This window comes from Salegentibacter profundi (assembly GCF_054121475.1).
In genome coordinates this window covers 45449-69056 of sequence record NZ_JBSYGG010000009.1, presented here as the reverse complement: position 1 = coordinate 69056, position 23608 = coordinate 45449, and the positions used below count along the sequence as shown (strand labels likewise).

The window sequence follows — 23608 nt, the reverse complement described above, 5'->3', positions numbered from 1 at the left end:
ATACGTTTTAGTAGCCAAGGTTTTGGGTGAGATTAGGATTTTTGAATCGTTCCTGATCAGGAATGGGATACCAAATATCTGTAGCCTCCCATAAAGACCTGGAACTTAAGACCTCGGAGGCTTTACCAGTACGTTTTAGATCAAACCAACGGTGGCCCCATTCCGAAAACAGTTCCTTTCTTCGTTCCTGCATAATTATTTCAAAAACTTTTTCCGGATCAGAATAGACTTCTTCGGATAACTGCCCAATTCCTGCCCTATTTCTTAAAAGATTTATATCTGATATTGCACCATCTAAATCATCCTGTCTTGCTCTTGCCTCTGAACGGATAAGATATTGTTCGGCTAATCGCATAACCATAGAATATTCTGTAATATTATTAATACTGTACCTGTCTTTGTATTTATAGGGGTAATGAATATCCAACTCTTGGTTATGACCAATCCATGATGACAGCCTGAAATCCTCTGGGTCATATAATGTGATCAATGACTCATTTATTCTAAAATCCAGGGATGCGGGAGCGCTAGGATTTAATATAAATATGGAACCTTCATTGGTCTGAGTCAGACTATTCCCTCTACCTATTGGAGAAATTTGCCATAGGGCCTCTCTGCTATTAGGTAAAAAAACCTGGTCCAAACTGTCTAAAATTTCATAATGCTCCGTATTTGCAATAACATTAGAGCTTAAAATTTCTGCTTGACTCCAGTTTTCCTGAAATAATTGCACCCTGGCAAGTAAGGCCATAGCCGTAAATCTGTTTACATTAATACGTTCCCCGTTTCTGTACTCATGCGGTAAGAGTTCAATAGCTTCTTCCAGATCTAGTATTATCTGCTGATATATTTCGTTTTGTGAATTCCGAGACGCTTTGGAATTCTGAATATAATCGGTGGTTAAAAGTAAAGGAACATCGTTATATAAATTAGTAAGGTAGAAATAGGTAAAAGCCCTTAAAAATTTGGCTTCTCCCAACAAATTATTTTTTATTTCCATTTTGATCTCAGCCTCCTGTAGCCCTTCAATTACTGAGTTTGCCATATAAATTAAATTATAGGCACTCGACCATAATCCAAGATTTCTTGAATTATCAGGGAGAATTTCATGTTGATCGAATTCCAAATAAGTAATATTTGAAGGCCTTAGCGCTCCCAAATTATCCCCTGACAAACCTCCAAGCGCGCTAACACTGTTTTGCCAACCTCCACTAAAATCCAATCTTTCCAATTGATTATATATACCCCGTATCACACTTTGTGCAGACTCAGGATCATTAAATACCTCTTTCCCAACAATTTTATGCCTTGGAGTATCTATTTCTACAAAGTCCTCGCATGAAAACATTAACATTAAGCAGAAGACAACCAGTATTTTATTTAAATATTTAATTTTCATATCAATAGTTTAAAAGTTGAGTTTAATACCACCAGTAAGTGACCGAAGTGCACCAAATGAGTTTCCCGAGGTAGCTATCTCTGGATCCACCCCATCATACCCTGTAATAGTGATTAAATTTTGTCCATGTAATGACAAAGTGGCCTTTTCCAGTCCTATATTTTTCAATGTTTGCATTGGTAAATCATAGCCAACTGAGACCGTTCGAAGTCTTAAAAAAGAGGCGTCAGTATAAAAAAGTGGAGTGGCTTGAGCTTTTATATAACCAAGTAATGCCTGAATAGATTGCGAGGGTATTTGATATCTACTGCTATTATCAAGAGTTTTCAAAGCCTCAATCCTTTGGTTTCCAATTCGGCCAGCATCCATATTTAATAATCTTCCTTCTTGCTTTACAAATTCCCAATGAAAATCCAATCTGAAATTTTTATGGCTCAAAGAGTTATTAATCCCTCCAAAATACTGACGACCCAAATCTTTTATATCCACTCGATCACTGAAATCAATCCTTCCATCTTCATTTATATCTTCCATCGCATAAAATCCTGTGTCAGGATCTAAGCCTCTTAACCTATAAAGTAGTTTGATATTGAGGGGTTCTCCGACCCTATATCTATTTGCATAAGGTGAATTTTCTAAATCGGGATAATTAATTAACCTATTTTCAGGAATACTTAAATTAAATGAAGTTCTCCAACGAAAATTTTTCCTCTTCATCCATAGGGAGGTCAATTCTATTTCCCAACCAGCATTTTCTACAGTAGCCGGAAGATTAGCTTGAACAGATGTAAAACCCGTCATGCCAGGTAAGGGAAAGCCAACCAATTGATTGGAAGATCTATTGCGGTACCAACTAGCTCCTAAGCTCATTCGGTCATTGAAAAAGCCTATTTGAATTCCTGCTTCTAGCTTTTTATTAATTTCCCAGGAATATTGTGGATTAAACAGCTGAGTTGGATATAATCCTCCTGGACCTGGTGTAACATCATAGGCCTCTAAATAACCATAATCCCCAATTTGATCACTTCCTGTAGTTCCATAACTTCCCCTTAATTTCCCGAAACTTAAAAACGGTAAGATGTTTTCAATAAGCGGCTCTTCAGTAAAAATCCATGCGGCACCTATAGCTCCGAAATTGGCAAATTGTTTTCCTGGACCAAAACGTGAAGACCCGTCTCGGCGACCCGTTAGATTTATAAAATACTTGCTTCTCCAATTATAAGCCAGACGTCCAAAAAATGCATTATAATTATATTGAGAATTTATATGCATCATGCTTTTAACACTTTCGGCAGCATTCAAATTCCCTAACACTGCTTCGGAAACATAACCTGTGCCAAGCAATTCGAGATTGGTATCCCGGTTTTGCTGAAAAGTTGCTCCTATTATTGCATCCAATTCACCCTCCCATAGCGTAGTGTGGTAAGTTAATTGGGGCTCAATAAGCCAGGATCTCCTTTCTATATCTAAATGTTGTGATTGATCTTCAAAATTCCAGGCTGGATTAAAGGATCGCTGCGGAATTTTTACCAGCTCCTTACTGTTCAAATTTGTGAAACCCCCGTTGAGCTTAATATTTAATCCATCGCTTAATTGATAGTTTAATGCCAAACTACTAATCAGGCTTTTAATTTGGGTCTCACTATGATTAAAAAATCCAGCCATAGGATTATTTTGGCCTGCGTCATTCCATTCGTCCCAATGTAAACTACCGTCAGGATTAAAAATCCGGGGGGCATTTGGCGGTAAACTAAAGGGAGCTGATGATACATCTGTACTACCGGCAAGAATGTTTTTGTCTATTCCGTAATTTACCGAGAGGTTTATTCCAAAACGTTCATCATTTGTATGGTGATTTAGGTTTAAATTAGTAGTTAGCTTATTATAGTTGTAATCTCCCGGGTAAATTGAACCTTGATTATGATAGCCCCCGCCAATCCTAAAACTTGTAGTAGCATTACCCCCCGAGGCATTTAAATTAACATCTGTAATGGGTGCGGTTCCTCCATAATAAAAATCCTGCCAGTCGGTATACCTATCCTGATCCCATAGTACCAAATCGTATGCATTAAATTGAGAAGGTTCTACTCCATCATTATCAAATGCCTGTCTTCTAATTTGCAAATACTCTTCGGTATTGAGCATTTCCATTTTATTAGGTATTCTGGATGCACCGGTATATACTGAAGTTTCAAGGCTCATTCCTTTTTGAATTCCAGATTTAGTAGTGATTAAAACTACCCCATTTGCCCCCCTGGATCCATAAATTGCTGTAGCATCGGCATCTTTTAAAACTTCTATACTTTCAATATTGGAAAGATTAAGAGAATTTAAAGGATCAAATCCATCAATTCCCGACCCAACTATAGATCTACTCCCTATTGGTGTAGAACTTATTGGTACACCATCTATAATATATAAAGGATAATTACCTTCAGTTCTTAGACTATTAGTCCCTCTGATACGTATGGTTGAAGCCTGGCCGGGCAAGTTTCCTCTAGCTGAAATCTCCACTCCAGCCATTCTTCCCTGCAAGGCCTGTAAAGGACTTACAACAGGCTGTAATTCTATCTCCTCCCCTTTGACCTTGGAAATATTTCCAGTTCGTTCTCTTTCTGTGGTATTATAGTATCCTGCATTAATCTTTACTTCTCCAAGAGCATCCACATCTTCTTCCAGAATAATTTTGAGCTCTTTTTTATTTTCAATGGAGATTTTTTGGGTAGTATACCCTAAATAAGAAATTACCAGGACCGCATTCGAGGGGGCAAATAAGGTGAAATTACCATCCATATCGGTGATGGTGCCGCGGTTTAGACCTTCTAGTGCGATTGTTGCACCGCTTACAGGTACACCGTTTTCATCATCTACGGTCCCGGAAATTTCAATTTCCTTTTGGAGAGTATATTTAATTGGTGCCGCTTTGGCTTTAGCCGAAAAGGCTAGAATTGCCAATAAAACGGCAACAAATACATACGCCACCATTTTTAGGCGTTTGTAATTATTTTTCATAATTTCGTGTGGTTTTGAATGAAACATTGTTTTATTTAAGCTCAGGCCTTCCCCTCACGACGCCAATCATCGGGGAAGGCTTTTTAGCTTAACACCTATTTAGGCTAATTCAACTTTCTTTTCATAAGCAATTTCTTTTTTAATCTATCCACCGGCCCCTAAAACCGGCGGTAACCTAATTAACCAAAATAAAAAATACCCAAAGCCTCCATTTATTTCCCCACATGGGGTTAGAAGGCTTCCCACCCAAAAGCTGTTTAATATAAAGGGCTCAAAACAGCAACCCACGGGATTATTAATGTGATTTTCTTGTTCCCGCAAACAAGATTTGTGAATACACCCAGGCATGGGTGGCGACCACTTTGGTCTTTAAGTGTAATTAAAGGGCAAAAGAGCGAAACTTATAAATTGAAGAAGGTTACTTTGAAGTAAAGAAGAGTCAACAACACAAAAAAGGCGTGAAAGCTCAACTTATCGATTCGAGGTACTGGTATACCCTGCAACAATAAGCAAGCTCACGCCCGGGTCGTGAGCATTATGCTTATCATCTCGTTGCATAAAATTACCAGTTTTCGAATCGAGATTCAAAGCGAATGCTTCTAATATTTTTACAATATGAAGGTTCGCAAATATATTAAACTCTTCAAATATAAACATTTTTTTTAATCATTCTCTATCGAGAACAGTTTTTTTTGTCAAAATATCTTAATTGTGTTCAAATATTTCCATTTTGACTAAAAGATTGGGCCATCTTTATACAAATAAACAACGTAAGAGTATTAATAAACTCGTGTGTAATTATATCAATAAGAAGTACCTTAATTCACCAACTGACCAAGACGGAAATCCGATTAGTCAAAATAATTATGCATCCTTAATAGGTATTTCTTCTTCAGTTCTAACAAAGATGAAAGAGGATGAGGGTTATCGTATACCCCTATCCACTATATATAATATTTGCCAGAATGAAAATATAACCCTTACTGAGTTTTTCAGCGAATTTGAAAAAACCATTCAAAATAAATCCTGAAATTTATTTTTGTGATTCCTTAAGCTACTACTCAAGAAATGCCAAATCCTTTCATGCGAAGATTGTTGAACCCAGTGCTAATATTGGTAAGAGATTCAGATTTTGATTAATTGTAAAAAGCAGGAATTAATTCAACTTAGCAACCAATTCTTCCAGGCCTTATCACTAAGATTCCCTAGTCAGGCCTGGAATATCTTTCATAACTCCATTTTCAGACTTGCCTAAAACAGTCACATCTTTACTTTCTTTATATTCGTCAATGGCAAGGAGCAATTGCTTTTTAGTATCCCTTCTGATTTTAATACCGTTTCCTTTGTTTTTATTTCGGACTTCGATATAATATCCATCTCTTAAGTCTTTAGGTTTTGTTGAAGGTCTTCCCATAATTAAGGTTTAAAAATTAAGCAGTAGTTCAATGTAATTTCCAATGGCCTAAAATAAAAATAACAAGCCAAATCAAAAGGACATCCTTGAAATAAACCACAAAATTATTTATATAAGCTTACACCCATCAAAAAATTTCTTAAAATTTCCTGTAGCAGATGGAATTCTTGCACTTTTTGCTATAAAGGCTTGGTCACAGGGAAAGGTTCTCGAGCTTGCTTTATTCAGAAATCCTTAGGTCCTCCCTCCCCTGTGAATAACTATGTGAAGAACTAATTGACCTCTTTTAATTTATAATCAAATAATCCAATAGTTTTATACTGTAAAATATTTCAATAAAGTTTTTGTCTTTTAAGGCAATTAATAAGGGGAATCACGTGCGAATCGTGAGCTGTTGCGCAACTGTAAGTGCTTAGGCACAAGCCAGAATACCTTTCTTTATTGAATGACTTTTGCTTTCGCATAAAAAGTAAATGTCCATCCTGATTTTGTGTCTTTCCCTGCCACATTTCTTTCTGGTACATCATGCTTTTATGCTTTTGAATTTGTAACCAAAAACAAAAGTTATATGAGTATTTTCGACAAAAGATTAAATTACAAACCCTTTGAATATCCCGAGGTATTAGGATTTTCTGAAGCAATCAACCAGTCTTACTGGGTTCACTCCGAGGTGGATTTCACTGCGGATGTCCAGGACTTTCATTCACATCTCTCAGAAAATGAAAGGCTTATTATCAAACGAAGTTTACTGGCAATCTCTCAAATAGAAGTTTCGGTCAAATCCTTCTGGGGCGATTTATATCATCACTTTCCCAAACCGGAATTCAATGGCCTGGGCAGCACATTTGCCGAGTGCGAATTCAGGCATTCCGAAGCCTATTCCCGTCTCCTAGAAGTTCTGGGTCACAATAATGAATTTAAAGACCTGTTGGCCGTCCCGGTGATCAACAAAAGAATTGCCTATCTATCTGAGGCACTAGCGCACACCAAATCATCAGAAAAAGAAAAATATGTTAGCTCCCTCCTCTTATTCTCCATTCTTATAGAAAATGTCTCGTTGTTTAGTCAATTTGCGATCATTCTATCGTTTTCCAGGTTTAAAGGCGTGATGAAAAATGTCAGCAATATTATTGCCTGGACCTCTATTGATGAACAGGTACATGCCAACGCAGGAATCTACCTTATCAATCAAATCAGAGATGAATTCCCTGAATTGTTGGGGGAACCTTCAAAAGAAAGAATACGTAAAACTGTAATCCATTCCCTGGAGGTAGAAGCTGAAATCCTGGATTGGATCTTTGAATTTGGTGAATTGGAAAAACCCAATAAAAGAGACCTTCTTCATTTTATGAAGTTCCGGGTTAATACCAGTCTTGAAAAAATTGGAATGAAAGAAATTTTCCCGGAAGTGAGAAAATCAGTACAGCCCTTGCAATGGTTCGAAGAAGAGGTTTTTGCTAACAGCCTCGATGACTTCTTTGCAAAAAGACCGGTTGAATACACCAAACACGATAAAAGTATTACCGCCAGCGATTTATTTTAATCCGATATACTCATCTTCTAATTTTAATTTAATGATATCACAGCAATTACAAAAAAATGAGCTTGACACCAGACTATGGTGGCTTAATGAAGAAAGCAAGCAAATTTTAAACAGAGGTTACCTGCTTAAAGGAGAAACCCCTCAATGTGCCATTGACCGCATTGCCGGTGCTGCAGCGAAACGCCTGTTAAAACCAGAACTGAAAGAAGCCTTTAAAGAAATGATAGAACGGGGATGGATGAGCCTTAGCTCCCCGATCTGGGCCAATATGGGTACCGAGCGTGGCCTACCGATATCCTGTTTTAATGTGTATGTTCCGGATAACATTGAAGGAATTACCCATAAGCTTGGAGAAGTCATTATGCAAACTAAGATTGGTGGGGGAACTTCGGGCTATTTTGGAGAATTAAGAGGAAGAGGGAGCGCTGTAACGGATAATGGTAAAAGCAGTGGGTCCACCAGTTTTATGAGACTTTTTGATACGGCCATGGATACGATTTCCCAAGGAGGTGTACGTCGGGGAGCATTTGCAGCATATTTAGACATCGATCATCCGGATATCAATGAGTTCCTGGAAATTAAAAGTATAGGTAATCCCATTCAGAATTTATTCTATGGAGTCTGTGTTCCCGATTACTGGATGCAGGAAATGATTGATGGGGATATGGATAAAAGAGAAATATGGGCTAAGGTCCTGGAAAGCCGTCAGCAGAAGGGACTGCCCTACATCCTCTTTTCGGATAATATCAACAGGAATAAACCCCAGGTTTACCTGGATAAGAATCTGCGGATTCATTCCAGTAATCTTTGTTCTGAAATTGCCTTACCTTCTTCCAGAGAGGAATCCTTCATTTGTTGTCTCAGCTCTATGAACCTCGAATTATATGACCAGTGGAAGGATACAGAAGCGGTAAAACTTGCCATATACTTTCTTGATGCGGTCCTCCAGGAATTCATTGTCAAAACCAGAGATAACCATTACCTGAGATCAGCGCATCAATTTGCCAAACGCCATCGCGCTTTAGGACTAGGTGTTTTGGGCTGGCATTCTTATCTGCAAAAAAATATGATCCCTTTTGAAGGGATTGAAGCCAAAGGGCTTACTCATAAAATTTTTGCCGATATTAGTTTTAAAGCCAGAAAAGCTTCAAAAGAACTGGCAGAGATCTATGGAGAACCTGAATTATTAAAGGGCTATGGGCTTCGCAATACCACCACAATGGCTATTGCCCCCACCACCTCTTCCTCGGCTATTCTGGGTCAAACCTCTCCCGGAATTGAACCCTTCAGTAGCAATTACTACAAAGCAGGCTTAGCCAAAGGTAATTTTATGAGAAAAAACAAATACTTAAAAAGGCTTCTCCAGGATAGAGGTTTGGATAATGAAGAAATTTGGCGCAGCATTATGCTCCAGGGAGGTAGTGTACAACATCTGGAAGGCTTAAGTGACCAGGAAAAAGCAGTGTTTAAAACTTTCAAAGAAATAAGTCAACTGGAAATAATCCAGCAGGCATCTGTAAGGCAAAAATTCATTGACCAGGCCCAAAGCTTGAATCTGAATATACCTTACGATCTTCCAGTTAAGGAGGTTAACCGCTTAATTATTGAAGCCTGGAGGCTGGGAGTAAAAACCTTATACTACCAGAGAAGTCAAAGTATTTCCAAGGATCTGATCTCAGAGATGCTAACCTGCGCCAGTTGTGAATCTTAATAATGCTTGGACAAATAAGAGGTTTTTTATCAACCTCCTATTTGTCTTAAAGCAATTTTAAAAAAACGAGTTAAGCCACGTGGATTCTCAGTGGATATACTCCAATTAATAGCCGTATTTTCTTTGCTAAAAAGTATATAACCGTTTAATTAATAATTTAATCCTTTGGTTATTTACTGGACTCAATAAACCCTCTGTAATATTCAGCAAAGAGCGAGTCACCAATTAATCTTATTCCCTCTCATCCTATTTAAAATGTGATATCTTTGTAAAGGCAGGCTCGTTAAATTTCACAATCATATCTAAAATGTCTATTAATATCTCTGTTGAGGAAAAGCTGCAGGAACGAATAAAGGAACTCTCCTGCTTGTATAAGGTATCCTCTGCAATAAGGGCGCATAATGATTCCGTTGAAGAGACACTAAAAGCCATTATACAAATCCTTAAAAATGCCTGGAGATTTCCATCCCTGGCTAGCGTTGAAATTAAGATTGAGGGTAAGCAACAAAGTACAAATGAAATTCCAAAAGACTCTCATTTCCAGGAAAGTAAAATTAAAACCTTCAACAGGGAAATTGGATTTATTCGAGTACACTATCCCGCTACCGATCTCTCCCATGCCCATTTTTTAATTGAGGAACAACGCCTTCTGGACAAAGTTACTTATGAAATCAACTTATTTCTGGAAAGACAAAATACAAAGCACCAGGAAGAACTTATCAGGCAAACTGTCCGCAGAAACGATCGCTTAAGTATTCTTGGTGAAATTACCGCGGGTATCGCGCACGAACTCAATACCCCCCTAGGGAATATCCTGGGTTTTGCCGAATTTATAGCATCCAAGGCAGAAGACAAGCAAATAAAAAAAGATGCTGAAAAGATTATAAAAGCAGCAATTCATTCCCGAGAGGTCGTAAAAAAACTTATTTACTTTTCCTGTGAGATGCCCCAGAATATTCGACTCACCCTAATAAAACCTGTCGTAACCCAGGCGCTGGATTTGATGAAACCTAATTTCAAAAAGGCTAAAGTTCGCTATGAATTGACGATTGAAGATCCAAGCCTGGAAATAAAAATAGATCCGATTCAGCTCACGCAAGTTCTGTTTAACTTACTAATCAATGCTATTTATCATTCCCCAAAAGATTCGGTAATTACCATCAAGGTGAGTAACGATGATCAAAATGTGTTTTTAAAAATTACAGATCAAGGCCGAGGCATTCCTGCAGAAAACAAATCCCGAATTTTTGAACCATTTTTCACCACTAAACCCCTGGGTGACGGATCTGGACTGGGACTTAGTGTGGTTCACGGTATCATTAAAAGTCACCAGGGTGAAATTGAAGCCCTGGATAATCATCCCCAAGGAACTATTTTTAAAATTAGAATTCCCATTAAAAAATAATTATGCCTGGTTATAAAGAAAACATTCTGATAGTGGATGATGATTTTGATATGCTGGAAGTCCTTCAACGGAATCTAAAAGCGGAAGATTACCACGTATACAAAGCCTCTTCAGTCCTTGAAGCCATAGATATTCTAAGAAATAGTCAGGTAGAACTTCTCATTACCGATTTGCAAATGCCAGGGCTTAACGGAATGGAGCTCATAAGATTTGCCGGTGATCACTTCCCTGATCTTCCCAAATTGGTAATCACAGGTTTTCCCTCGGTAGATGGTGCTGTTCAAGCAGTTCAGGCCGGGGCGCTAGATTATCTCTCCAAACCATTTACTAAGAACGAACTTTTAAAGGCGGTTTCCACTTCGCTCTCACAATCCAAATCCCAGCCCCAAGTCTCCTCCTCCCCTACAAACTCAGAGGTTTATGCTGGAATGGTAGGCAAGTCCCAGGCTTTTAAAAAGATGATCGATCTCATAGAGCGGGTTAAAAATAATCGGGCTACAATTTTAATACAGGGCGAAAGTGGAACCGGAAAGGAACTCGTTGCCAGGGCTATTCATTATAAAGGTTCTTATGCTGCCAATCCATTTATCGCCGTCAACTGTGGCGCAATACCCGAAAATCTGCTCGAATCTGAACTTTTTGGATTTGTAAAGGGCAGTTTTACCGGGGCTAATGAAACCAGACCGGGATATTTCCAGGCGGCCAATGGTGGAACGATTTTTTTAGATGAGATAGGTACTGCTTCCCAGGCAGTCCAGGTTAGTTTGCTAAGGGTCCTTCAGGAAAAAGAGGTCCGGAAATTAGGAGCCAGGGAATCCGAAAAAGTAGCCTTGAGAATAATAGCAGCCACCAATAGTGATCTCTTTGATATGGTCCAAAAAGGGAGCTTCCGGGAAGATCTTTTTTACAGGCTTAATGTAGTGGATATCAGCATTCCTCCATTAAGACAACGAAAAGAAGATATCATTCCACTTGTGAATATTTTTTTAAAAAAATATAAAGGAGAATACGGAAAAGCCGATCTGGAAATAAGTTTGCGTGCAATGCAAATCCTTGAGAAGTATGACTGGCCAGGTAATGTCCGTGAATTGGAGAATGCCATAGAGAGAACGGTAATCCTAAGTGAAAACCTCATTGATGCCACGCAACTGCCTTCCTGGGTCAAACATCAGTTACCACCGAAAGAAACCAGATCTTTAAAATTAAAAGAAATAGAAAAAGACCATATCCTAAAGGTCCTGGCCATGACTAAACAAAATAAAACTAAGGCTGCAGAAATTCTCGGCATTGATCGGAAAACATTACGTGAAAAGCTTAAGTAAATTCCGGGGTATTTCTCTCCACGTGGTACAAAACGTACCAGTGCTTTTTTAAGCATCAAAACAGAAATATTTCCTAAGAGTCTTATTTTAAGACAACTATCCCTTACCCCTTTCTTTATTTTTCCATAGGGCACAGGCTTTGAATTAAGTGGTCTAAATAATTAGACAACCTATGAATTTGACTGAAATCACCCGAGAAAAGCGTATAGAGAAGCCCCCAAAACCGGGGAATGACCTACTGAAGAGCTTATGTTTCAACTGTGACTTGAGACATCACTGCACCTGGAAAGAAACCAGGAAATTATACTGTGAACATTTTCAATAAATACTAAAATATGACAACTATAAAAAAAAGGAATAAGCAAAATATGTATGAGACGGTCCTCAACCAATTTAATAAGACCGCTGATATCATTAATTTGAATCCTAATATCCGAAAGATCCTGGGAATTACCAATAACGAAATTATCGTTCATTTCCCTGTCAAAATGGACGACGGAACAATCGAGGTATTTACCGGCTACAGAGTCCAACATAATAATGCCCTGGGACCATATAAGGGTGGGCTGCGCTATCATCCTACTGTAGATGTAGATGCGGCTAAAGCCCTGGCGATGTGGATGACATGGAAAACCTCTCTTGCAGGTCTTCCTTACGGAGGAGCAAAAGGTGGAATTCAGATCGATCCCAGATCTTACTCAGATGCCGAGCTTGAAAGGATCACCCGAAGATTTACCTACGCCCTGGGTGAGAATATCGGGCCAGAACATGATATTCCTGCTCCAGATGTCAATACCAATGCCCAAACTATGGCCTGGATTGCTGACACTTATATGTCTACAATCTCAACTTCGGAAAGATCTCAAAATCAACACGTGGTTACAGGAAAGCCTGTGGGCTCAGGTGGGCTTGAAGGAAGAGATCGTGCCACCGGATTTGGAGTTTATCTTACCATTAAGGAAATGGTGAAATCCCAAGGGGAAAACCTTGTCGGTAAAACATTCATTGTTCAGGGATTTGGCAATGTTGGATATTGGGCATCCAGGTTTTTAACCGAAGATGGGGCGAAACTAATTGCCGTTCAGGATGCCCACGCCACCCTTTATAACATTCAAGGCATTGCTGTTGAAGAATTATCACAACACTCCAGCCCCCGGAAAGGTTCCATAGAAGGATTTTCAGGTGCTAATGAAATTGATCCCGAGAGCTTTTTCGGTCTGGAGTGTGATATTCTTATTCCTGCAGCCCTAGGAAATCAAATTACCGATGACAATGCTTATATGATCCAGGCTAGTATCGTTGCTGAAGGTGCTAATGGCCCTACCACCTCTGAAGGAGAAAGAATTCTACTTGAAAAGGGAGTGACCATAATTCCGGATATCCTCTGTAATTCAGGTGGAGTCATTGGAAGTTATTTTGAATGGTTGCAGAACCGTAATGGGGAACTCTGGGAACTCGAGGAGGTGATGAGCAAATTGGAAAAAAAGATATTGCAGGTATTTGCCAAAGTACAGGCCGAGGTAAAACGCTCCCAAAGTGACTGGAGAACCGCTGCCTATGTAAAGGCTATCTCCAGGATAGAAACTGCCTACAAACAAAGAGGGATATTTCCTTAAAAGCGGATATTAATTTTAAAATAAAAAATGATGAAATACGGTGTTATAATTATTGAGAAGAGGGAGAAGGAACTACTTAACCGTATAATCTCTATGGCGCAATATTATAAAGATGAGAATTATAAAAATTCCATCCTAAAATTAAGTGAGGAATTAAAAAATGCACGGATTCTAAACCCTAAGGAAATGCCTGATGATGTAGTACGGTTTAACTCAGTAGTTAGCATCAGTACCCCGTTTAGTGTCCACAGGGAATACCAGATCGTCACCCCGAAAAAAAGCGATATAAGAGCGAATAAAATTTCCATTCTGGCCCCTATGGGATTGGCTTTATTCGGTTATGCCAAAGGAGATACCCTTACGTGGAATTTCCCAACAGGAGAAAATTTGATTACTATCGATGATGTACGTCAGGATGTAGTAAAATTAGAAACAGAAAATGATGATAGATAAATTTGAGGAACACTTTGATGACCAGGAAGTGCAAAAATTAAGCATTGAAACGGAGACTTTAGATTGGGAAGCACGTCTTAAAACGATAACTATTGAAGCAGGATTTTTTTTAAACCTCCTTAATACAGAACTCAGTGAAAATCTTAAGCTTAGGATTAATCTTGAAGACTCCAGATATCTAAAAAACCAGCTCAATAACATAAGAGAAATCAATGACTTACACCTTAAAACCCTTAAGGAGCATAAAATAAAACAAGAAGGCAAAAAGGAATGTGATGATGTGCAGTGTGAAAATTTCTATCTAAAAGATCACCTGATCTTCAAGCAAACCCTTTCCAAACATTTTAAGGTTTTTCGGGAATTGAAATTCCTGGTTTACCGATATATCGAATTTAATTTCCAGTAATCTGGTGGTGTTTGTTTTAAAAAGGTCGGTTAGCGTGCTAACAATCGGCCTTTTTTTATCAAATTGGATTGGCCACTGTCCCTGAGTAAGGGACGGTTGTTGGTTTTAAAGCCCAATCTCCACCCTGGCAGGGAACCTGATAAAAAATCCTTGGATGTTGCTTTAAATTCAACCTGGATCATTATGGCATTCTCGGGCCCGTTCCTCCCTCTAAGAATCCAAAAAATCCATTATATTTAAATATTCGTATGACTTAAAGCAGTAATTATGGATCTGGACACCACTTATACAATTCCTGGTATCACCAGGATCGGTCACGTCCACCTTAAAGTGGCAGACCTTCCACGCTCATTGGAATTCTACTGTGGACTTTTGGGATTCGAAGTTACAACAAGGTTTGGAAAAGACGCTGCATTCATTTCTGCGGGAGGCTATCATCATCACATCGGATTAAACACCTGGTACAGTAAAAATGGAGATCCGGCACCCAGTAACACGACCGGACTCTTTCATACGGCCATCCTCTATCCAACACGAAAGGATTTAGCAAGGATTCTTGATCGACTTCATAAAGCGAATTATCCATTAACAGGAGCCTCGGATCATGGAGTCTCCGAAGCCCTCTACCTTGATGATCCCGATAAAAATGGCGTTGAGCTCTACTGGGATAAGCCCAAGGAGCAATGGCCTAAAACCAGTGATGGCTCTATAGAGATGTATACAAAACCTCTTGATCTCCATGCGCTCCTAAAGGAATTAGAAGAATAACAAGAGCCTTAAAGGTATTTCTTTTTCCTTAGATGCAAATCAAGCAGGACAGACTAATCCAATGTTATGAAAACGCCAGTAACAATAAAAAATTCATGTACCAATGCCCACATTAATTATTCTATCCGTATTCAAAGACCAGTTCCAAATAAAAATTTTTGAAATTAGCATTTGCCTATCCCAGCGCAAACTTTTGTTCGGTCTCTGGTTCTAAACCATGAGCCAGGGCAGAGAAAGCTTCTGTACTTAAAAATCCAGACTCCAAAATTCATCAATGCCTTTAGCCCATACCAATACATCTCGTAACCTATAAGGAAATGCTCCTTAAATCACTGTTCGATTCGGAACCTGTAAAAAAACGTCAAAAATCCAGTATTGGGTAGAGCTTCGACTTGTTAAATAATCCTGAATTCATCCGTTCCTATAGTGTCAAAAAGCTCCTTAAAACGGTATCCAGTCCCAAACCTGGAATTTAAGACTGAGGGGAATAATATTGATAAAGTGACTTAATTCAATATGTTGATGTCATCAAGCCCTTCTCTCTACCAACCCCTGTTACCCACCCCTGTGTCCATATTATAGTTTTCCAGGAGGGTCGACTCGATAAAAAGAAAATTTTATCGTCAAAAAAAAGTTTTATTTTAAAATTGTAGGACTTATCTTATTTTTGTTAATTTAACAATCCGAATAAAAAATCTAAATTATTTACACCTAACCTTTATATCAAGCCCTAAATTTTTATGAAGATTCTTTTAGTTGATGATGATCCAGTATGTCATCTAATAAATAATAAAATAATCTCACTTACAGTTGATGATCCAGAAATTACAATTATTCCCTTCATTAAGGCAAGAGAAGCCTTGGCGTATACCTTAAGCCATGTACGATCAAATTCTAATGCAAGATTAAATATCTTTTTAGATCTCCATATGCCTGTTTTCAATGGTTGGGATTTCCTGGAATGTATAGAAGGATTAAATGACCAGAGAATCTCAGTTTTTATATTAACCTCCTCTGTTTCCAATGCAGATAAGGATAAAGCAGAGAGTTACAAATCGGTCAAGGATTTTATCGTAAAACCTTTATCCATTACTACCGCGGCAAAAATATTCTGTCAGGAAAAGGCCTAATATTCTTTAAAAATTTATTTCTAGCTAATTGGAGTATTGAATTATGGTAATCTCGTTTTAGCTAATGCAAGTAGCTATACCGTGACAATAATACTTTTTTGAATTATTAATTATGTCAATTAAGCAATGCTAATCAGGAATTATATGGGGGAAATCCCCCATAATTGAGAAAAATCTATTTATAGCAAAGGGCAACATTGATTATTCTTTTATTTTTTTAGGAAATAAAGGATAACATTTAATTAAAAAAGATCCGCATCCAACCTTTTTACAATTAAAATTAACCAGGAGTTTAAGGAAATTTCGCTTTTCCAATATTTTTATATATTGCACAAATCTTAAAATTATCTTAATGAAAAATGATTTCCGCAAAATTGCCAAATACTGGAGGGAGGAGTATTCCAGCAACATTAGGAAATATAATACCTATGAAGCAGGGAAAAATTTTGATCAGATTGCTTCTTTTTTTACACCAGGCGATTCTTTTTATTACGTACTCAATATGCATAACCTGGAACTAGAATTCATTTCCCAATCAGTAGAAGATTTTGTAGGAGATCCATCTGACCAGGTGCAAATGAGCGATTTATTATCTTTAGCAGAGCCTTCGGAGATAGGGTATCTACAACTAAAAGAAAAAGTGATTAAGGATTTCTATTTAAATTACCTTAGTCCTGACCAAATTATGGATTACAAGGTGATGTATACCTATAAACTAAAAGATTATAAGGATAAAATACGAACTATTCTTCATCAGGCTTCTGCACTTTCTGTTAGTGAAAACGGATTTTTTGAACATATCTTCAGCGTACATTCCGATATAAGCCATCTTAATTCAGGAACCTGTAACCGGATTTCCTTCATGCATTTAAAAGGGGGGGCATCCTATTATAACATAGATATTCGTAAAGGAAAATTTGATCCCGAAGCAACCTTAAGACAGGAAGATTTAAAGAAGTTATTTTCTCCAAGGGAAAAAGAGATTATTTCGAGGATTGCTAAAGGAGAGAATGCCCAGCAAATAGCCGAAAATCTTCATATTTCCATTCATACAGTAAAAACACATCGAAAAAATATTCTTCAAAAAAGCGGATGTAAAAATGCAACGGAATTAGTAGCCAATTGTTTAGTCGGGGGAGTTATCAGTATCAATTAATTGGCCCATTGGTAAAAAAAGTCTTAATACTAAACCAGTAAAAGACGTCAAGGAATTTGAACCATTTTCAAAAATCATCCTTTAATCGTACTCCAAAATCTTTTGCAACATCTCGGGCATCCCTTGCAAACATTTTTAAGCTCATTGATTTATCGATATAATCAGGATGGTACTCTAAATATTCAGCATTACTTACTGATAAATTCTCCCAAAAATCAGCAACCCCTGAAGGACTAAAACCGGCAATAGCCATGAGCTTCATTCCTAGTTCGTCCGCCATCAGCTCTTCAAAGTCAGTAAATCCATTATCGCTTTTTGAACCTGTTCCATAACTTTGTACTGTATTTTCTTCTCCTTCATCGATCAAAGTATGGGCCATACCATGAGCCATTAGCCAGGCAAGATCTAACTGATTGCTCACCACGGACCAAAGATTGTCATATACCAATACTTTTCCACCCGGAAAAACCAGCAAGTTAACATCGTCCCCTTTAACTAATTTAAATTCCCAATCAATATGATGTAGAAGAGCTGACTTCCCATTGCCGATAAGAAATCTTTTGGTCGCCTCTTCTATTTTTTTACCCGTCCCTATAATTAAAGCTAACTGCGAACCATATAATGGTTTGTGCTCATCTAAATATTGGGTGTACAATACGTTGGAGGCAGGAATGAGTTCTGTATTTCCGTCTAACTGAGCTCTAAGGGGAGCACAAAAGAAAATACTTAAAATCAATAGTACAAACGGTTTTAACATCCTAACGTCTATTTTTGGAATATACTTATCAATTAATTTCGGATAATTCCCAATGGGGTTTTAAGTGAGCATAGCTATTCTTTATCGATTTTGGGGTACCCTTTATCAAAATATGGGCGGAATAGGGTTCTTCACGAGTTGGGGGAACAAGGAGTTTCACAATTGAGCCTTTACCGTCTTTATTTCTTAACTCTAAATATACCACCAGCTCATGATTAAAATTATTCCGGCTTTCAAGATCGATTTTTACGCGTTCTTCATTTTGAGGAACTAATCTGTATCTTGTTTGTAATTCTGAAAAAATGGGATTTTCTTCCCATCCACTCCATTGATTCATTTCCTGAGCGCAAAGTTGGCTGCTAACCACAAAAAGAATAAAAAAGATTGAATTTTGCATTATCCAATTATGTAAAAAGAAACGGGTATACATTGGTGATTTTTTTTAATTTCTTTTAAGAGAATAAACCTTGTAAGATCATAAGTCAATAAACTGTAACAACCCTGGTTACAATAGAGTTTTAACGTTATACAGAAACTCATCTTGACTTTTTTATTAATAGTGCAATGTAATTTGAGGCAGCTAAAGTTGCAATACCCTTTTAGAGGTATTTTAAGAATTTCACCATAATGCTAATAAGGTCAAAGGCGGCAATAAACAGCTTTTAAAGGTGGTTAATTCCATTTAGAGGTCAGTACTAAGGTAATGTAAAATGATCAACTGTTAATCTAGTCAGTATAATTTTAGGAAAAGGCGCGACCAATTTAATTCCATCTAAAAATCAAGAGGCAGTGTCGCTTGACCAGAAATTTTCGGAAAACTCTTGTTTACCTTCATCCCAATTTGTTTTGGTTGGGAGTCCGGTTGATTTTCCAAAAAAATAAGCCTGGGCGATCCCTGCTTTCGCAGATAGTTACTGAGGATCTTATTAGTATGATAAGTGGCTATCTGTCTTCTTAAAAAAGGTTCATAATCCTCCAGATGACTTACCTGGACCTGAGTATCAATAAAACCGAAGCCCTGATAATTGCCATCCTTAATAAGAACAAAAGCCTCCTCCGTAAAGTGTCTACCCTTTTCCCTGATCACAAAAGTTGAAGATCCATCAGTAATAGAAGCTATTGCAGCTTTTACTTTCTTATTGTAAGTTAGGACTTCTTCCGTTTCAGCACAAATTCCTTCACAACTTTCAATACTATAGTGGGAGCATTCTCCCATCGTACTTTGCAGGCTACAGTATTTCGGACAGAGCTTAAATTCCCGACAAAGGATCTCCAGTTTTTCCAGGGCCAGGGCCCGACTGTAAAAAACCCCTATGGATTCCCTCCGCTTATGGGTCTTTTCAAGAGCCAGCTGCAAAATACCTCGTTGATTTGTATAACTTATTATTTGGTACACCGGTCCAGGCCTCTTTTGTGCCCTGTTGAATTTAGGATAATATTTTCTAATACATTCAGCCTCAAGCAGCAGAGCTATCAGCTCACTACCGGTGGTTTCATAATCTATATAGTAGGTCTCCTGCCCTAGCTGATATTCCTTGCTCATGCGATCATAGAAATGCGAGATAACGCGCTTTTTGATATCCTTGGCTTTCCCGGCGTAGATCACTCTATGCTTACGGTCCTTAAACAAATAAATTCCTGAACCATCAGGGAGATCATGAATCTGTTCAGAATCAATATGGGGTGGAATGGTAGCTTGTCGGGACCTGGGATGCAAGAAAGAATTAAAAATTGTGTAATCTTCATCCAAAGACAGAAGGCGCTGAAAAAGTATCACCGTGGCATCGGTATCCCCTTCTGCCCTATGGCGATTGGAAATAGGAATATTTATGGAGTCACACAACCGGCCAAGGCTATATGAAAATAATCCGGGGATCAGTTTACGCGAAAGGCGGACTGTACAAAGTTTCTTTCGGGTATAGTCGAAACCTAGTTCTTTAAATTCATTTCTTACCACATTATAATCAAAGTTTACATTATGAGCCACGAAGACTGCCTCGCGGGTAAACTCTTCAATTTGTTTGGCCACCTCAAAAAACTTTGGAGCATCAGCAACCAGCGCATTATCAATACCAGTTAAGGCAGTAATATATCGTGGAATCTCCTTTTCCGGATTTATGAGACTTGTATATTTATCAATTACCTGAGAACCCCGAAGAAGTACTATACAAATCTCGGTAAGACGGTTTCCATTAATACCTCCCCCGTTGGTCTCAACGTCTATAACTGCAAATAGTTGGTCTTTCATAAAGTGCTGAAAAGTCGGGTTAAAAATATAAAAAAAATGGCAATTAGGAAAATTTCCGTATAGACGGAAAAAATCCATTTATCAATAATAGCTAGATGCAATTACGATTTCAAAAACTATACAGTATAGGCAAGTCTTACATTTTAATGTTGAGAAATTTTTTGAGGTAGCATTATGCTTCTAAAACCTATTCAAATTGTAAGGGATTGCAGTAGTTAAATTTAAATTAGGATTAAAATAATTATAAAATATTTGCGAAACCGAAAAGTTGCACATATATTTGCAACCAAAAGGTTTCTTAATTAAGAGTAATGAGAAGAGATATATTCCAGGCAATTGCCGATCCTACCCGTAGGGCAATTATAGCGCTTATCGCTGTTCAAGCCTTAACACCAAATGCCCTGGCGGAGCACTTTGATACATCCCGGCAGGCAGTTTCAAAACATTTACGTATTCTCCAGGAATGTGAGGTCGTAAAAACGGAACAGAAAGGAAGAAAAATATACTATGCACTGGAAGTGGATAAAATGAAAGAAGTAGACCAATGGTTAGAACAGTTCCGGAAAATTTGGGAAACTAAATTTAATCAATTGGATAATTTATTATCAACCCTTAAAAAGAATGAGAAATGAAACCAAATCCATTATTAGAATTTACTGTAGATAAGGAAAATAACCTAATCAAAATAAGGCGTGAGTTCAATGCCTCTAAAGACCTGGTATGGCAGGCCTGGACCACTCCTGAATTACTGGACCAGTGGTGGGCCCCTAAACCCTATCGTACCAAAACCAAATCTTTGGACTTCAAAGAAGGCGGCCAGTGGCTATATGCGATGATTAGCCCAGAGGATGAAATCCACTGGTCTAAAGCTGATTATAAGACTATAGACCACCTACAGTCCATTACATGGCTTGACGCCTTCTGCGATGAGCATGGCAAGGAAAATTCGGGTAAACCCCGGTCCTTCTGGACCAATACCTTCAAGGAGCATAATGGAAATACCATTGTTCAGGTAACTCTGGAACACCAAAAAGCTGGGGATCTCGAGGTGATGATTAAAATGGGGTTTAAAGAAGGTTTTACAATGGCTCTGCAAAACCTTGCCGAATTATTGCCTACCCTAAAGAAGTAATAAAATGAAAACGAAGATATTGAATATGCTAGCCGCCCTCCTGGCTTTAATATTAATTAATTCCGGGTTAAACAAATTCTTTAATTATATGCCTGTACCAGAAGATCTTCCCAGTGCAATAATCAAAGATAATGAGGCTTTAAGGGAAATAGCTTGGTTGATACCTTTAATTGCTATTGCTGAAATTTTGGGTGGGTTACTTCTCTTGTTTCCCAGGACCAGGGCTTTAGGTGTTTTGGTGGTCTTCCCAGTCATGGTTGGGATATTACTCACCCATATTTTTGTAGCTCCCGAAGGTTTATTCCTCGCAGTTTTTCTTTGGGCTGTGTTACTATGGATAATCTTTGAATACAAAAAGAAATATTATCCTTTAATCAGTTAAGAAAAGTATAATTCTGGAAAAGATTAAATTATAAAGAAATTATCTTTTGATTTTACTTAGATGAGAAAGACAACACCATTTTAATTCAATGAGAATTTGATGCTAACTGGCAATTAATATGGGATTGTCATACAGAAAGGAGTTGCTGGACCAGTTTTCATCGAAGCCTTAAAAAAGCTCAGTTCATCTATTTTAAAGATGAATTTTGTAAGAAATTAGATTTGGTTCTAATATAATTAGGAAGTAAATCCCCTGATATTTTCCAAATCTAATTTGGCTTCTCATGCATGCCCAACATATGGAAAATTTCATCACTGTGTCATTTAAGGAAAATTCTCGAAAATTTATCACTTTTTAAAATGCGTAGCTCCATCATAGAATAATTCCGCACTCTCCATAATAGTTTCCGATAGCGTGGGGTGCGGATGAATGGTTAGGGACAAATCATTTGCGGTACTTCCCATTTCTATAGCCAAACCAATCTCTGGAATTAAACTACCAGCATTTTTTCCTGCAACGGCTCCTCCTAAGATGATTTCAGATTCAGGGTCTACTAAAAGTTTAGTGAACCCTTTATTTTCGCCAATGGCTGCTACCCTTCCTGAAGCTGCCCAGGGAAATTTCACAACCTTTACCTTCCTGTGTTGCTCTTTTGCCAGAATTTCAGTGAGCCCACACCAGGCGAGTTCAGGATTGGTAAAAACTATGGCTGGGATTACTTTAGGATCATAACCAGCTCCCTTCTTTCCGGCAATTGCCTCGGCTGCAATTCTACCTTCATGAGTTGCTTTATGTGCTAACATTGGTTCTCCGGTAATATCACCTATTGCGAAAATATGTTCTTGTTTGGTTCTGCGTTGTGCATCGACTTCTATAAATCCTTTTTCATTAGGTGAAATGCCTAGTTTTTTTAAACCCAAATTTTGGGTGTTCGGTTTTCTTCCTACCGCCACTAGCACACAATCAAATATTTTATTCTGTTCTTCTTTTTTATTTTTTAAGGAGACCTTTATACCTTTTTTGGTCATTTTCACCACTTTTACTTTCGTTTCGAAGAAAGCATTTTTGAATGGCGCTTCTTTTTCAAAAAAATCTGTCAAATCCCGATCTGTACCGGGTAAAAACCCTTGGGTCATTTCAGCTATAGAAACTTTACTTCCCAAGCTGGCATAAACGCTACCGAGTTCAAGGCCTATATATCCCCCACCAATGACCAACATCTTTTTAGGAATTTTGCTAAGTTCCAAAGCATCTGTAGAATCCCATATTTTTTTATGATCTATCTCAAAATGGGGTAATTCCATTGGAGAGGATCCCGTTGCAATAATCGCATTTTCAAAGCCTAGCTTGAATTTTTTTCCCTTTTTAGGACTTACTACTAATTCATTCTCACCGGTAAATTTAGCTTTTCCCTGTATGCATTCGATTTTTCTGGATTTGCTTAACTGACCTAACCCGTCTGTAAGTTCCTTAACTACCTTTTCTTTCCATCTGGCAATTTTTTTATGATCTATTTTAGGCGCTTTGAAATTGAGACCCCATTCCGTAGCTTTCATGGCTTCTTCTTTGGTTTTAGTTAAATGCAAAAGTGCCTTAGAAGGAATACAACCCCGGTAAAGACAAACTCCTCCAGGGTTCTCCATGGGATCAATGATCGAAACTTTAATTCCCAAATCTGCTGCACGAAAAGCGGCTGCATATCCTCCTGGTCCGGCACCGATAATCACCAGCTCTTTTTTATCATTGTTTGCCAT

Annotated in this window: 21 protein-coding genes and 1 riboswitch; of the genes, 13 read left to right on the top strand and 8 right to left on the bottom strand. The window is 38.0% G+C overall.

Features of this window, described 5'->3' with window-relative positions; translation table 11 throughout:
- Window positions 1-7 precede the first annotated feature (7 nt).
- The 4 genes from ACW6NC_RS11895 to ACW6NC_RS11880 all read right to left on the bottom strand — a co-directional run bounded on the left by ACW6NC_RS11895 (window position 8) and on the right by ACW6NC_RS11880 (window position 5825).
- Window positions 8-1399 carry a RagB/SusD family nutrient uptake outer membrane protein gene (locus ACW6NC_RS11895; protein ID WP_457866305.1) on the bottom strand — a complete coding sequence of 464 codons (1392 nt, stop codon included), beginning with the start codon at window positions 1397-1399 and terminating at the stop codon, window positions 8-10.
- Between the two features lie 9 nt (window positions 1400-1408).
- A complete protein-coding gene (locus ACW6NC_RS11890) occupies window positions 1409-4411 on the bottom strand; it encodes a SusC/RagA family TonB-linked outer membrane protein (RefSeq protein WP_457866303.1) in 3003 nt (1000 codons plus the stop codon).
- A gap of 471 nt (window positions 4412-4882) precedes the next feature.
- Window positions 4883-5068: a hypothetical protein gene (locus ACW6NC_RS11885; protein ID WP_457866301.1), complete on the bottom strand. Its 186-nt coding sequence runs from the start codon at window positions 5066-5068 to the stop codon at window positions 4883-4885.
- 538 nt (window positions 5069-5606) lie between these two features.
- Entirely contained in the window at window positions 5607-5825 is a 219-nt protein-coding gene (locus ACW6NC_RS11880; protein WP_457866299.1) for a hypothetical protein, read from the bottom strand.
- 322 nt (window positions 5826-6147) lie between these two features.
- Window positions 6148-6279, top strand: a riboswitch (cobalamin riboswitch).
- A gap of 114 nt (window positions 6280-6393) precedes the next feature.
- Between ACW6NC_RS11880 and ACW6NC_RS11875 the strand changes: the two genes are divergently transcribed.
- The 10 genes from ACW6NC_RS11875 (at window position 6394) to ACW6NC_RS11830 (ending at window position 17335) form a co-directional block, all read left to right on the top strand.
- The gene (locus tag ACW6NC_RS11875; RefSeq protein WP_457866297.1) at window positions 6394-7368 is read left to right on the top strand and encodes a ribonucleotide-diphosphate reductase subunit beta; all 975 of its coding nucleotides are present in this window, start codon (window positions 6394-6396) and stop codon (window positions 7366-7368) included.
- Window positions 7369-7399: 31 nt separating this feature from the next.
- On the top strand, window positions 7400-9079 hold the full coding sequence (locus tag ACW6NC_RS11870) for a ribonucleoside-diphosphate reductase subunit alpha (RefSeq protein WP_457866296.1): 1680 nt from the start codon (window positions 7400-7402) through the stop codon (window positions 9077-9079).
- Between the two features lie 307 nt (window positions 9080-9386).
- A complete protein-coding gene (locus ACW6NC_RS11865; protein ID WP_457866294.1) occupies window positions 9387-10484 on the top strand; it encodes a sensor histidine kinase in 1098 nt (365 codons plus the stop codon).
- A gap of 2 nt (window positions 10485-10486) precedes the next feature.
- On the top strand, window positions 10487-11806 hold the full coding sequence (locus ACW6NC_RS11860; RefSeq protein ID WP_457866292.1) for a sigma-54-dependent transcriptional regulator: 1320 nt from the start codon (window positions 10487-10489) through the stop codon (window positions 11804-11806).
- A gap of 335 nt (window positions 11807-12141) precedes the next feature.
- The gene (locus tag ACW6NC_RS11855; RefSeq protein WP_457866291.1) at window positions 12142-13422 is read left to right on the top strand and encodes a Glu/Leu/Phe/Val family dehydrogenase; all 1281 of its coding nucleotides are present in this window, start codon (window positions 12142-12144) and stop codon (window positions 13420-13422) included.
- 27 nt (window positions 13423-13449) lie between these two features.
- A complete protein-coding gene (locus tag ACW6NC_RS11850; RefSeq protein WP_457866290.1) occupies window positions 13450-13875 on the top strand; it encodes a GreA/GreB family elongation factor in 426 nt (141 codons plus the stop codon).
- Window positions 13862-14281 carry a hypothetical protein gene (locus ACW6NC_RS11845; protein WP_457866289.1) on the top strand — a complete coding sequence of 140 codons (420 nt, stop codon included), beginning with the start codon at window positions 13862-13864 and terminating at the stop codon, window positions 14279-14281. Before ACW6NC_RS11850 ends, ACW6NC_RS11845 begins: the two co-directional genes overlap by 14 nt.
- Before the next feature lie 267 nt (window positions 14282-14548).
- The gene (locus ACW6NC_RS11840) at window positions 14549-15049 is read left to right on the top strand and encodes a VOC family protein (protein WP_457866287.1); all 501 of its coding nucleotides are present in this window, start codon (window positions 14549-14551) and stop codon (window positions 15047-15049) included.
- A 740-nt stretch (window positions 15050-15789) separates the two neighbouring features.
- Entirely contained in the window at window positions 15790-16179 is a 390-nt protein-coding gene (locus ACW6NC_RS11835; protein ID WP_457866286.1) for a response regulator, read from the top strand.
- A 352-nt stretch (window positions 16180-16531) separates the two neighbouring features.
- Window positions 16532-17335 carry a response regulator transcription factor gene (locus ACW6NC_RS11830; RefSeq protein ID WP_457866285.1) on the top strand — a complete coding sequence of 268 codons (804 nt, stop codon included), beginning with the start codon at window positions 16532-16534 and terminating at the stop codon, window positions 17333-17335.
- 67 nt (window positions 17336-17402) lie between these two features.
- Here ACW6NC_RS11830 and ACW6NC_RS11825 read toward each other — a convergent pair whose 3' ends face one another.
- The 3 genes from ACW6NC_RS11825 to ACW6NC_RS11815 form a co-directional block, all read right to left on the bottom strand.
- Window positions 17403-18092 carry a M48 family metalloprotease gene (locus tag ACW6NC_RS11825; RefSeq protein WP_457866283.1) on the bottom strand — a complete coding sequence of 230 codons (690 nt, stop codon included), beginning with the start codon at window positions 18090-18092 and terminating at the stop codon, window positions 17403-17405.
- A 28-nt stretch (window positions 18093-18120) separates the two neighbouring features.
- Window positions 18121-18489 (bottom strand): hypothetical protein, encoded by a 369-nt coding sequence (locus ACW6NC_RS11820; RefSeq protein WP_457866282.1) that lies wholly within the window; start codon window positions 18487-18489, stop codon window positions 18121-18123.
- A gap of 375 nt (window positions 18490-18864) precedes the next feature.
- Window positions 18865-20340, bottom strand: coding sequence for an exonuclease domain-containing protein (locus ACW6NC_RS11815; RefSeq protein ID WP_457866281.1), 1476 nt, complete (start codon window positions 20338-20340; stop codon window positions 18865-18867).
- Window positions 20341-20651: 311 nt separating this feature from the next.
- Between ACW6NC_RS11815 and ACW6NC_RS11810 the strand changes: the two genes are divergently transcribed.
- Genes ACW6NC_RS11810 through ACW6NC_RS11800 form a run of 3 tightly spaced genes read left to right on the top strand, consistent with a single transcriptional unit; the run spans window position 20652 to window position 21854 of the window.
- A complete protein-coding gene (locus ACW6NC_RS11810; protein ID WP_457866280.1) occupies window positions 20652-20972 on the top strand; it encodes an ArsR/SmtB family transcription factor in 321 nt (106 codons plus the stop codon).
- A complete protein-coding gene (locus ACW6NC_RS11805) occupies window positions 20969-21472 on the top strand; it encodes an SRPBCC family protein (protein WP_457866278.1) in 504 nt (167 codons plus the stop codon). The genes ACW6NC_RS11810 and ACW6NC_RS11805 overlap by 4 nt, the downstream gene beginning before the upstream one ends.
- Before the next feature lie 4 nt (window positions 21473-21476).
- On the top strand, window positions 21477-21854 hold the full coding sequence (locus ACW6NC_RS11800) for a DoxX family membrane protein (protein ID WP_457866277.1): 378 nt from the start codon (window positions 21477-21479) through the stop codon (window positions 21852-21854).
- Window positions 21855-22201: 347 nt separating this feature from the next.
- Here the strand turns inward: ACW6NC_RS11800 and lpdA are convergent, their stop codons facing one another.
- Window positions 22202-23608: a dihydrolipoyl dehydrogenase gene (gene lpdA, locus ACW6NC_RS11795; protein WP_457866276.1), complete on the bottom strand. Its 1407-nt coding sequence runs from the start codon at window positions 23606-23608 to the stop codon at window positions 22202-22204.